The following is a 12,368-nucleotide window of genomic DNA, read 5'->3' on the forward strand; positions in this document are numbered from 1 at the left end:
GCCGGGGCATGGACCAGCAGCGGCGGCGTGCCGGCGATCAGCCGGGCGGCCTCCTCGGCCGTGGCGGCGATCACCTCGCCCGCGTCGGTCAGCAGCGCGGCCCGGCCGTGCCCGGCGACGACGGCGGGGGCACGCGGCAGCTTCAGGCGCGGGGCAGCATCCATTGCCCCCGTCTTATGGCCGCGCGGCGTTGACCAAGCCATCCCCGGTTTCTAGCTTCCGCCGCATGTCCGCACCGGTAACCGGCCCGGCCGACGCGCTGTCTGGCGCGCGGCCACCCCTTCCGAAGTCCTGGCCGTTCGAGGAGGCGGCGCGGGTGGCGGCCCGTCTGGCCGCCTCCGGCAAGACCGAGGCGCTGTTCGAGACCGGCTACGGCCCGTCCGGCCTGCCGCATATCGGCACCTTCGGCGAGGTCGCGCGGACAAGCTGGGTCCGGCGCGCCTATACCGAACTGACCGGCGCGCCGTCACGCCTGCTGGCCTTCAGCGACGACATGGACGGTCTGCGCAAGGTGCCGGACAACGTGCCGAACAAGGAGATGCTGGCCGGCCATCTCAACCGGCCGCTGACCCGCATCCCGGACCCGTTCGGCACCCACGAGAGCTTCGGCGCCCACAACAATGCCCGGCTGCGCGCCTTTCTCGACAGTTTCGGCTTCGAATACGAGTTCGCCTCCGCCTCCGCCTACTACGCCGCCGGCCGGTTCGACGCGGCACTGGTGCGGGTGCTGGAGGTGTTCGACGAGATCATGGCGGTGATCCTGCCGACGCTCGGGCCGGAGCGGCGGGCGACCTATTCGCCGGTGCTGCCGATCCATCCGAAGACCGGCGAGGTGATGCAGGTGCCGCTGATCGGCCGCGATCCGGCGGCGGCGACGGTCACCTGGCGCGACCCGGCGACCGGCGAGGCGTTCGAGACGAGCGTGCGCGGCGGCGCGGCCAAGCTGCAGTGGAAAGCCGATTGGGCGATGCGCTGGTACGCCCTCGGCGTCGATTACGAGATGTCGGGCAAGGATCTGATCGACAGCGTGCGGCTGTCGAGCCGCATCTGCCGCATCCTCGGCGGCACGCCGCCCGAGAGCTACACCTACGAGCTGTTCCTCGACGAGCACGCGCAGAAGATCAGCAAGAGCCGCGGCAACGGCCTGTCGGTGGACGACTGGCTCCGCTACGCCCCGCCCGAGAGTCTCGCGCAGTTCATGTATAACGCGCCGCAGCGGGCCAAGCGGCTGTATTTCGACGCGATCCCCCGCGCGGTGGACGAATACGCCGCCAATCTCGGCAAGCTGGCCGGACAGGACGAGGCGGCGCGGCGGACCAACCCGGCGTGGCACATCCTCGGCCCGGCGCGACAGGACGCGATCGAGCATCTGCCGGTTTCGTTCGGCATGCTGCTCAATCTCGCGAGCGTGGTGAACGCCGAGACGCCGGAGATGCTGTGGGGCTTCATCCGTCGCTACGACCCGGCGGCGACACCCGCCAACGCGCCGTTGCTGAACCGGCTGGTCCGCCACGCGATCGCCTATTACCGGGACTTCGTCCGCCCGGCGAAGCGGTTCCGCGACCCGACCGCGACGGAGCGCGCGGCGCTCGCCGACCTCGCCGACACGCTGCGCGCGATGCCGCCGGCGACGGATGCGGAGGCGATCCAGGCGGCGCTGTACGAGATCGGCAAGCGCCACCCGTTCCCCGATCTGAAGGCGTGGTTCGCGTGCCTGTACCAGGTGCTGCTCGGTCAGGACGAGGGACCGCGCTTCGGCGGCTTCGTGGCGCTCTATGGCGTGCCCGAGACCGTCGCGCTGATCGACGCGGCGCTGTTGCGTACCGCCGATGCCGCCTGACCCGCCACCGCCGGACACGGACCGGCGAGGGCCGCCGTCCCGCTGGCTGACGCTGCTGCGCCACCTGCCGACCGTCCTCGGCCTCGGGCTGCTGGGCGGGGCGATCTACGTCATCTGGCGGGAGTTCCGCCACCTCAAGCTCGAACAGGTGACGGCCGCGCTGCACAGCATGCCGGCGCACGCGGTCTGGGCGGCGGCGGGCTGGACCTTCCTCGCGTATTTCGTGCTGACCTTCTACGACCGGCTCGGCACGCTGTACGCGGGCAACCACGTCTCCTACCGCCGGGCGGCGTTCGCGTCCTTCTGCGCCTATGCCCTGTCGCACAATCTCGGGCTTGCCGCCGTGTCGGGGGCGGCGGTGCGCTACCGGCTCTATTCGCAATGGGGCCTGAGCCCCGTGCAGATCTCCAAGGTGGTGGCGTTCTGCAGCCTCACCTTCGGCCTCGGCGGCATGGTCCTGGGCGGCATCATCCTGTGGCTGGAGCCGTCGACCGTGCCGTTCTTCGGGCCGCTGCTGCCGGCCTGGGTGATGCGGGCGATCGGTAGTCTGCTTTGGTCGATCGTGATCGGCTACATCACCGTCTCGCGCGTATTCGGCACGGTACGTCTGTTCGGCCACACGGCGGAACTGCCGCAATGGCGGATGTCGCTGCTGCAGGTGGCGCTGGCGACCGTCGACGTCGCCGTGACGGCGTCCATCTTCTACGCCCTGCTGCCGCCGGCGCACGGGCTGACATGGCTGCGCTTCGTCGGCGTCTATCTCGCCTCCTACAGCGCCGGGCTGGTGGCCAACCTGCCGGGCGGCCTCGGCGTGTTCGACGGGGCGATGCTGATCGGCCTGCAGCCCTGGATGGACAAGCCGCACGCGCTGGGCGCCATCCTGGTGTTCCGTCTGTTCTATTACGTCATCCCGCTGTTTCTCGCCGGCGGGATGTTCGCCGGCAACGAGCTGCTGGTGCGGGGCGGATCGGTCTGGCGGCGGGTGCGCGGCCGGCCGGCATCCGGCGCGCCCGGCTGGTCGGAGCCCGATTTCGCGGTCGCCGCCCTGACCGGCGCCGTCGCGCTGTGCGGCGTGCTGCTGCTGGTGATGGGCGAGCTGGTGACGCGGCCGGATTTCACCTGGATCGACGCCGACCTCGCCTATGTCGCCTACGAGGCCGGGCAGTTCGTACCCTCGCTGATCGGCGCCGGGCTGCTGGTGCTGGCGATCGGCATGAGCCAGCGCGTCACCCTCGCCTGGGGTGCGACGCTGGTGCTGCTGCTGTTCGGCGCGATGTTCACCATCGCGGTCGGCGCGCATCTGTGGGTGGCGGGCACGCTGCTGGTCGCGGCGGTCATCATGGCGCCGTTCCGGCAGCTGTTCTACCGCCATGCCCGCCTGCTCGCCGGGCCGCTGTCGGCGGAGACCGCCGTCTCGCTGCTGGCGCTGACCGGCTGCGTCATCGCGCTTGCGGCCTTCGAACGGCATGTCCGCTTCTATGCCGATAATGCGTGGTGGGAGCTGGTGGTCTCGCGCAACGTGCCCAACGGGACCCGCGCGACGGTCGCGGTCGCGGTGGTCCTCGCGCTGGTTGCCATCTGGCGGCTGATCCGCCCCGGCCATGTCCGCTACCTGCCCTGGGGGGCGGAGGCGCGGTTGCAGATCGCGCGGCTGGGCGGCCAGCCGCCGGCGGCGGCGGACGGGCTGGTGCTGGGCGAATCGGGGCTGGCCGGGCTCGCGTTCCGCCGCTGCGGCCGCATCCTGCTGGCGATCGGGGACCCCGTGGGCGCGGACAGCGACCGCGTCTCCGCCGTCTGGCGGCTGCGCGATCTCGCGCGACAGGAGGGGCGTGACCCGGCGTTCTGGAGGGCGGGCCCGGCGCTGCTGAAGGTCTATCGCGACCTCGGCCTCACCGCACTGCCGCTGGGCGCCGACGGCACGCCGGAGGCCGCCACGCCGGGGCCGCAGCCCGCGTGGCGGGAGTATCTGGTCTGCGCGGCGGAGCGCGATCTCAACGTGCTGCTGCCGCTGCTGCCGCTGCTCGACGCGCGCGCCGGCACCACGGAGATGGCGGTCGCCGACTGAGGGGCGTCGCCCCGGTCATTGCCCCCGCCGGCTCCCCGTAGCCGGACCTCCGGCGGTGCCGGCATGCAACCGCGGCGCCGGCGTCACGTAGAGACGGAGCGCCGCTGTCGCGATCGCGTGCGGCGCGTCATCCGGACAGGAGCGGGACAGCGTGGCGCGGCGACGTCAGCCAGGGCGGCGGGGCAGGAAATTGGTGCTGTTCATCACCAGCACCGGTTCGTCGTGCTGGTTATAGGCCGTGGTGCGGATCGTCGCGATGCCCCAGCCGGGGCGCGTGGCGGAATCCCGGGCGGTCAGCACCTCCATCGTGATGCGCAGCGTGTCGCCCGGACGGACCGGCCGCTTCCACCGCAACTCGACGCCGCCGCCCATGCCTCCGCCGGCGATGGGCGTCGTCTCGACGATCAGCCGGCAGACGCTGGCGGCGGTGTGCCAGCCGCTGGCGACCAACTCGCCGAAACTGCTCTCCCGCGCCGTCTCCTCGCTGGTGTGGCCGGGATGGGGATCGAACTCGCGCGCGAACCCGATGATGCGCTCGCGCTCCATCGTGATCGTGCGGGCCGAGTGGAGCACGCGCCCGGCGGGCAGATCCTCGAAATACAGAAGCTCGCTCATGCGCCGAGGCTAGCGAACGTCGCGCCCGGCGTGAACCCGTCGACCGCAACCCCGTGGCCATCCCGCCCCGCCCCGTGCCACCTTGTCCAGGAATCAGAAAGTGCCCTTTTCCATCAGTAAGACACGCATCACCGAAGGCCTGCCGCATCCGCTCGGTGCGACCTGGGACGGGCTCGGCGTGAACTTCGCCCTGTTCTCCGCCAACGCGACGAAAGTCGAGCTGTGCCTGTTCGACGCCGACGGCACGCGCGAGCTTCAGCGCATCGAGCTGCCCGAGTACACCGACGAGGTCTGGCACGGCTACCTGCCGGATGCGCGGCCGGGTGATGTCTATGCCTACCGTGTGCATGGTCCCTATGAGCCCGATGCGGGGCATCGCTTCAATCCGAACAAGCTGCTGCTCGACCCGTACGCCAAGGGTCATGTCGGCACCCTTTCGTGGGGCCCGGAAGTCTACGGCTACACGCTGGAGAGCGGCGACGACACCACGTTCGACGAGCGCGACAGCGCCGCGAACATGCCGAAATGCCGAGTCGTCGATCCCGCCTTCACCTGGGCGCGCGACCAGGCCCCGCGCGTGCCGTGGGAACGCACGGTGGTCTACGAGACACACGTGCGCGGCTTCACGCGGCTGCATCCGGCGGTGCCCAACCGTTTGCGCGGCACCTTTGCCGGGCTCGCGGTCAAGGAGGTCGTGGACTACATCCGCAGTATTGGCGTGACGACGGTCGAGCTGCTGCCGATCCACACCTTCATCAACGACAGCCTGCTGCTGGACAAGGGCCTGACCAACTACTGGGGCTACAACACGATCGGCTTCTTCGCCCCGGATCCGCGCTACTCGGCGAGCAACTCGATCGGCGAATTCAAGGCGATGGTCGCGCATCTGCATGATGCCGGGCTCGAGGTCATCCTCGACGTCGTCTATAACCACACCGCCGAGGGCAACGAGTGCGGCGCGACGCTGAGCTTCCGCGGGATCGACAACGCGAGCTATTACCGGCTGCTGCCGGATACCCCGCGCTACTACATCAACGACACCGGCACCGGCAACACGCTCAACCTGTCGCATCCCCGCGTGCTGCAGATGGTCACCGACAGCCTGCGCTACTGGGTGCAGGAGATGCACGTCGACGGTTTCCGCTTCGACCTCGCGACCATCCTCGCGCGTGAGCCGTATGGGTTCGACGAGGGCGGCGGCTTCCTCGACAGCTGCCGGCAGGACCCGGTGCTTGCGTCGGTGAAGCTGATCGCCGAACCGTGGGACGTCGGCCCCGGTGGCTATCAGGTAGGCGAGTTCCCGCCCGGCTGGGCCGAGTGGAACGACCGTTTCCGCGACGATGTGCGCGCCTACTGGAAGGGCGACCAGCACACCGTGCCGGACATGGCGCGGCGCCTGTGCGCCTCATCGGACCGCTTCAACAAGCGCGGGCGCAAGCCGTGGGCGAGCGTGAACTTCATCACCGCCCATGACGGGTTCACGCTCAACGATACCGTGTCGTACAACGACAAGCATAACGACGCGAACGGCGAAGAGGGCCGCGACGGTCATTCCGACAACCGCAGCTGGAATTGCGGCGCCGAAGGGCCGACGGACGACCCGGAAATCAACGCGCTGCGCGCCCGCCAGATGCGCAACATGCTGGCGACCCTGCTGCTGGCGCAAGGCACGCCGATGCTGATGGCGGGCGACGAATTCGCGCGCACCCAGCACGGCAACAACAATGCCTATTGCCAGGACAACGAGATCGGCTGGGTCGACTGGCGCATCACCGAAGCGGGACGGGCGCAGACCGATTTCGTGCGCAAGCTGATCCGGCTGCGCCAGACCTATCCGATCCTGCGCCGCGGCCGCTTCTTCACCGGCGAGTTCAACGAGGCGGTGGGCGTTCGCGACGTGACGTGGATCAACTCCGAGGGCGCGGAGATGGGCGGGGAGGATTGGGATAACGGCAATACCCGCGCCTTCGGCATGCTGATGGACGGCCGGGCGCAGGCGACGGGCATCCGCCGGCCGGCGGCCGACGCGACGCTGCTGCTGCTGCTGAACGCCTATCACGACGTGGTCCGCTTCGCCCTGCCCGAGACAGCGGGCGGCCGCCACTGGACCCTGGTGTTCGACACCGCCAAGCCCGACGCGGAGGAAGGTCAGGAGAGCTTCACGATCGGCGACCGCTACGACATGAGCGGTCGTAGCACCTGTCTGTTCCTTCTCGCCGCCTGACCGCCGGAGGTGTAACAGGCGGGGTCATGCCAGACCCCGCCGCCATCGTCGCCGCCATCGCGGCCCTCCTTGCCCTCGTCGTCCTCCTGCTGGTGCTGCGCCAGCAGGGGGCGAGCGAGCGGCTGCGCCTCATGATCGAACAGGGCCTCGCCGGCGCCCGTGGCGAGGCCGAGACGACCCGCGCCGCGCTGCGCCAGAGTGCCGCGGAGGCGGCCGACCGTGCCGCCGTCCAGGCCTCGGCGCTGACCGAGCGGCTGGCCGAGACGCGGGGCGAAATGGCGCGCGGCATCGAGACGATCCGTCACGCCCAGACCTCCGCCCAGCTCGAACAGAAGCTGTTCGTCGAACAGCGGCTGGCGGAGATGCAGGCGCAGTCGGTGCAGGCGCTGGCGGAGATCCGCCAGCAGGTGGGCGAGCAGCTGCACGCCGCGGTCGAGAAGCAGATGACCGAGAGCTTCTCCCGCGTCATCGAACAGTTCGCCGCCGTGCAGAAGGCGATCGGCGACGTGCAGGCCGTGACCGCGCAGATCGGCGACCTCAAGCGGCTGTTCTCCAACGTCAAGACGCGCGGCGGCTGGGGCGAGACGCAGGTGCGCGCCATGCTCGACGACATCCTGCCGGCCGGCGCCTACGAGGCGAACGCGCGGCTCGGCGGCGACGGCGGGGAGTTGGTGGAGTTCGCCGTCCGCATGCCGGCGCGGTCCGGCGAGGCACGGCCGCTGCTGCCGATCGACGCCAAGTTCCCCGTCGAGGACTACGAGCGTCTGCTGGCCGCGAGCGAGGCGGGTGATGCCGAGGCGGAACGCACGGCCCGCGCCGGTCTGGAGCGGCGGATCCGTGACGAGGCGCGCAAGATCGCCGACAAATACATCCGCCCGCCGGTGACGGTGGAATTCGCCGTGCTCTATCTGCCGACCGATGCGCTGTTCGCCGAGGTCGCGCGCATCCCCGGCCTGATCGACGTCATCGGCCGCGAGCATCGCGTGGTCGTGCTCGGGCCGAGCCTGTTCCCCGCACTTTTGCGCACGATCCATCTCGGCTTCGTCACGCTGGCGCTGGAGCAGAAGGCGGGCGTGATACGCGATCTGCTGGGCGCCACGCGCGGCGAGATGATCAAGATGGACGACGTGCTGGAAAAGCTGGCCAAGCAGGCGGGTATCTTCACCAACACGATCGAACGCGCCCGCACCCGCACCCGCGCCGTGAGCCGCAAGCTACGCGACGTCGAGATGACCGACGAACAGGAGGCGGCGCGGCTGCTTGACCTCGAGCAGCCGGTGGGGCTGCTGGAAGACGAGGAAGCGGAGTAGTGCAGGCGGTGCGACGGTCGCTTCACGCCTGAGCCGACCCCTCAGGGCGCGACAGGCGTGTCCATCGGCGCGCCGCACTCGGCGAGCAGGGCGCGCAGTTCGCGTATCACCGGGAACACTTCCTGGTTCCAGTCCGCGCCCTGCCGGTCATGCGCCGCCTGTTCCATCTCCACGATGGCGCGGTCCTCGGCGAAAATCCGCTCGGTGAACCAGACCAGGACCGGCCAGGCGAGGTCGAGCAGCAGCGGCACCTTTGGCCGGCGCACCTGGATCAGGCCGAAGGTGCGGTTGCTGCGCTGCGCGCGGTCCACCGGCACGTAATTGATCCACAGCTGCATTACCGGGTCGTCGCCGCTGATCCAGATCTTCAGCGTCTGGTGCGGATACTGTGTGCGTATGCGCATCAGGTCGCGATGCTGGGTGGAGGCACCGCTGCGCCGGCCAAGGATCGCCGCCTCGCCCCAGGGTTGACGGCCGCCGGTGCGGGCGAAGGTATAGTCGCATTCGATCCAGTCCGGCCCGGCGCGGCGGCCGACATAGCGCGGGGCGATCTGGCCCATCTGCTTGCGATGGAGGAACTGATGGTTCATGTCCATCAGGTTCTCGTGCATGAAGCTGTAGTGGCAGCCCACCACCCGGCCGAAGCGCCGGACTTTGAAGGCCGGGTCGGCGACATGGCCGAGATCGGGCAGCGCGCCCGCCTCGCCGTCGCCGGGCCAGACGAAAATCAGCCCATCCTTCTCCCGGCAGGGATAAGCGCGCACGCCGTTCGGCAGCTTTCCCTTGCCCAGATAGGGCACGTCGGTGCAGCGCCCAGTCGCGTCATACGTCCAGCCGTGATAACAGCAGCGCAGGGCATCGCCGTCGACCACCCCTTGCGAGAGCGGCACCTGGCGATGCGCGCAGCGGTCCTCCAGCGCATAGACCGGGCCTGCGTGCGGCCGCACCAGCACGATCGGCTCGCCGGCGAATTGCGCGGCATAGGGGCGGCCGCGCTTCACCTCGCGCGACCATGCAAGCGGATACCAGTGATCCGGATGCGCGCCAATGCGCCGCAAATCATGCTGCGGCCGTTCCTGCAGCGCGAACTCGGGCACGTCGGGCATGGCATTTCCCTCTGACGGGCCTGTCCTGAGCACGTCGTACATAAAAACGCCCAACGCCTTGATGGCGCCGGGCGTTGCAGTGCGACGGATCAGCGGCGCCCCGGTTCTACCAAGCGCGGGGCACCGTGGGCGTCATTCGGCGGGCGTCAGTCGGCGGCGTCGACAGGCTCTGGCTTGGCGTGAAGCTGCGCCATCCGCTCCTGCACGTGGCGGTTGAACACGTAATCCGCCGGCCGCTGGTTCGCGAGCGATATGTCCGGCGCCATCGCGCCCTCGGTGCGCGGGCCGCGCAGGGCGATGCGCATATGCTTCAGCGGGTTACGCACGGCGTCCATCACCGCCGTCGCCTCGTAGCCCGAATGGACCATGCAGTCCGCGCACTTTTCATAGTTGCCGGTGCCGTACTGGTCCCAGTCGGTCGTCTCCATCAGCTCGGTGAAGGTCTTGGCGTAGCCTTCGCCGAGCAGATAGCAGGGGCGCTGCCAGCCGAACACGTTGCGCGTGGGCTTGCCCCAGGGCGTGCAGAGGTAGCGCTGGTTGCCGGCGAGGAAGTCGAGGAACAGCGCGGACTGGTTGAACTTCCAGCCCCGCCCCTGGCCGCGGCGGAAGATCTCGCGGAACAGTTCCTTGGACTTGCGGCGGTTGAGGAAGTGCTGCTGATCCGGCGCCCGCTCGTACGCATAGCCGGGCGAGATCATCACGCCGTCGAGGCCGAGCTTTACCGTCTCGTCCATGAAGGCGGCGACGCGCGCCGGCTCCGCGGTGTCGAACAGCGTGGTGTTGACGCACACGCGGAAGCCGCGCGCCTTGGCCGCCTTGATGGCCGCGACCGCCCGGTCATAGACGCCGCCCTGGCTGACCGAATGGTCGTGCATGTCGCGGTCGCCGTCGAGATGGACGTCCCAGGCGAAGTTCTTGTGCGGCTTGTACTGGTCGAGCTTCTTCTCCAGCAGCAGGGCGTTGGTGCACAGGTAGATAAACTTTCCGCGCGCCAGCAGCCCCTCGACGATCTGCGGCATTTCCTTGTGCAGCAGCGGCTCGCCGCCGGCGATCGCGACGACCGGGGCGCCGCATTCGTCGGCCGCGGCGAGACAGTCCTCGACCGACAGGCGCTGGTTCAGGATCGGGTCCGGGTAGTCGATCTTGCCGCACCCCGCGCAGGCGAGGTTGCAGCGGAACAGCGGCTCAAGCATCAGCACCAGCGGGTAGCGCTTGCGTCCCGCAAGGTGCTGGCGGACGACATAGGCACCGACGCGGATCGCCTGGTTCAGGGGGACGGGCATGGTCGTACTTCCTTCACGCGTCTGCCAGTTCGGCCGGGAAGCGGAAGCGCACGTCCTCCGCGACCCCGGCCAAAGTGGAAATGTCGATCTCGCCGAACCGGCGCAACCCCTCCAGCACGCCTTGCACCAGCGTCTCGGGGGCCGAGGCGCCCGCGGTGACGCCGACCGAGGTCTTGCCGGCGAACCAGGCGGGGTCAAGCGCGCTCGCGTCGTCGATCAGATAGGACGGCTTGCCCAGTTCCTCGCCGATCTCACGCAGCCGGTTCGAATTGGAGCTGTTCCGGGACCCGACCACCAGGATCATGTCCACCTGCGCCGCGAGGTCGCGCACCGCGCTCTGCCGGTTCTGGGTCGCATAGCAGATATCCCGCACGTCCGGCCCGACGATGGCCGGGAAGCGCGCCTGCAGGGCCGCAATGATGCCGCGGGTGTCGTCCACCGACAGGGTGGTCTGGGTGATGTAGGCGAGCTTGGCCGGGTCGCCCACGGTCAGGCGGCCGACGTCGTCGACCGTCTGCACGAGGTGGACGGTCCCGTCGATCTGCCCGATCGTGCCCTCGACCTCGGCATGGCCGGCATGGCCGACCAGCACGATTTCGCGCCCCTGGGCGGCATAGCGGCGGCCCTCGTTGTGGACCTTGGCGACCAGGGGGCAGGTGGCGTCGATCACCGGCAGCGACCGTTCGGCGGCCAGTTCCTCGACCCGGCGGGCGACGCCGTGGGCGCTGAAGACCGTCATGGCGCCGGGGGGCACTTCGTCGAGCTCGTCGACGAACACCGCCCCGCGGGTCCGCAGGCTTTCGACGACGTGGCGGTTATGGACGATCTCGTGACGGACGTAGATCGGCGGGCCATATTTCTTGAGCGCCCGCTCCACGATCTCGATCGCCCGCTCGACACCGGCGCAGAAGCCGCGGGGCTGGGCCAGGACGACGCGCAACATGCTTCTTCCACTCCAGGCTGCCGGCGCGCGTCCCCGTCGACGACCGGGCGCCGCCGGGGCGCGATCGGGAGTCTTTGGCCAGGCCGCGCCACCGTGATGGACCGTTCCGGGCGTATGCGATGGAGTCGCGCACCCTCTCTCACCGTCCTATGGCATGGAATCGCCCGAGGGCGTAAACGGCCCTGCCATGTTCCTGTATGACGTGCCGTGTGGGCATGTCGGCGTTGTTGCATTTGTGCCACATATGGCTGGCCAGTGCGTCCCTCGGGACCGCTCGCGCCGTCCGAATGGGTGGGGACGTCCTAGACCACGCCCACCGCCTGTAGACTAACGTGATGACTGCCCGCTTCCGCCTGTCCGGGCGCCCGAAGAAAGACGAGTCGATGCCTGACGTGACGCCCGCTTCCGATACCGCCGCGCCTGACGGCGACGCCGCGCCGCCCGGTGCCGAGCGGCTGCTGCACGCCGCCCTGGCGGAGGCCGCCGGCACGGTGGAGGAGGCGCTGGACAACCTGCTGCCCGCCCCCGAGGGGCCCGAGGCGCCGCTGCTGGAGGCGATGCGCTATGCCACGCTCGGCGGCGGCAAGCGGCTGCGGGCGTTTCTGGTCATGCGCTCGGCGGCCCTGTTCGGCGTGGCGGAGACCTGTGCCGCCCGGGTGGGCGCGGCGGTCGAGATGCTGCACGCCTATTCCCTCGTGCACGACGACCTGCCGGCGATGGACGACGACGACCTCCGCCGCGGCAAACCGAGCACGCACAAGGCCTATGACGAGGCGACGGCGATCCTGGTGGGCGACGCCCTGCAGACCCGGGCCTTCGAGGTGCTGGCCGAACCCGACACCCATTCCGACCCGCAGGCGCGGTGCGAGCTGGTCGCCGCCCTCGCCGCCGCCGCCGGCCCGCGGGGCATGGTGGGCGGGCAGATGATCGACATGCTCGCACCAGCCCGGATGACCGGCGGCGAGCCGCTCTCGGCCGCCGA

General features: G+C 69.7%; 9 protein-coding genes. 5 read left to right on the plus strand and 4 right to left on the minus strand.

Going from position 1 to position 12,368, the window contains the following annotated elements; all coding sequences use genetic code 11:
• The first annotated feature begins 226 nt into the window (after positions 1–226).
• Positions 227–1,840: a lysine--tRNA ligase gene (locus B8460_RS04245; protein WP_048860331.1), complete on the plus strand. Its 1,614-nt coding sequence runs from the start codon at positions 227–229 to the stop codon at positions 1,838–1,840.
• Positions 1,830–3,905 carry a lysylphosphatidylglycerol synthase domain-containing protein gene (locus B8460_RS04250; RefSeq protein ID WP_048860332.1) on the plus strand — a complete coding sequence of 692 codons (2,076 nt, stop codon included), beginning with the start codon at positions 1,830–1,832 and terminating at the stop codon, positions 3,903–3,905. Before B8460_RS04245 ends, B8460_RS04250 begins: the two co-directional genes overlap by 11 nt.
• Positions 3,906–4,070: 165 nt before the next feature.
• Here the strand turns inward: B8460_RS04250 and B8460_RS04255 are convergent, their stop codons facing one another.
• Positions 4,071–4,520: a MaoC/PaaZ C-terminal domain-containing protein gene (locus tag B8460_RS04255; protein WP_048860333.1), complete on the minus strand. Its 450-nt coding sequence runs from the start codon at positions 4,518–4,520 to the stop codon at positions 4,071–4,073.
• Between the two features lie 100 nt (positions 4,521–4,620).
• Here B8460_RS04255 and glgX point away from each other — a divergent pair, with 100 nt between their 5' ends.
• Both glgX and B8460_RS04265 read left to right on the plus strand, forming a co-directional pair.
• Positions 4,621–6,744, plus strand: coding sequence for a glycogen debranching protein GlgX (gene glgX, locus B8460_RS04260; protein ID WP_048860334.1), 2,124 nt, complete (start codon positions 4,621–4,623; stop codon positions 6,742–6,744).
• A 26-nt stretch (positions 6,745–6,770) separates the two neighbouring features.
• The gene (locus B8460_RS04265; RefSeq protein WP_048860335.1) at positions 6,771–8,054 is read left to right on the plus strand and encodes a DNA recombination protein RmuC; all 1,284 of its coding nucleotides are present in this window, start codon (positions 6,771–6,773) and stop codon (positions 8,052–8,054) included.
• 41 nt (positions 8,055–8,095) lie between these two features.
• Here B8460_RS04265 and B8460_RS04270 read toward each other — a convergent pair whose 3' ends face one another.
• From B8460_RS04270 to ispH, 3 genes are all read right to left on the minus strand, one after another.
• The gene (locus B8460_RS04270; protein WP_148360342.1) at positions 8,096–9,160 is read right to left on the minus strand and encodes an aromatic ring-hydroxylating oxygenase subunit alpha; all 1,065 of its coding nucleotides are present in this window, start codon (positions 9,158–9,160) and stop codon (positions 8,096–8,098) included.
• 146 nt (positions 9,161–9,306) lie between these two features.
• The gene (hpnH, locus tag B8460_RS04275; protein ID WP_048860337.1) at positions 9,307–10,443 is read right to left on the minus strand and encodes an adenosyl-hopene transferase HpnH; all 1,137 of its coding nucleotides are present in this window, start codon (positions 10,441–10,443) and stop codon (positions 9,307–9,309) included.
• Between the two features lie 13 nt (positions 10,444–10,456).
• Positions 10,457–11,386: a 4-hydroxy-3-methylbut-2-enyl diphosphate reductase gene (ispH, locus tag B8460_RS04280; RefSeq protein ID WP_048860338.1), complete on the minus strand. Its 930-nt coding sequence runs from the start codon at positions 11,384–11,386 to the stop codon at positions 10,457–10,459.
• 383 nt (positions 11,387–11,769) lie between these two features.
• Here ispH and B8460_RS04285 point away from each other — a divergent pair.
• The coding region (locus B8460_RS04285; RefSeq protein WP_199445538.1) for a polyprenyl synthetase family protein at positions 11,770–12,368 on the plus strand (599 nt) is incomplete at its 3' end.

The sequence above is a fragment of the Acidisphaera rubrifaciens HS-AP3 genome (assembly GCF_000964365.1).
Classification (GTDB): Bacteria; Pseudomonadota; Alphaproteobacteria; order Acetobacterales; family Acetobacteraceae; genus Acidisphaera; species Acidisphaera rubrifaciens.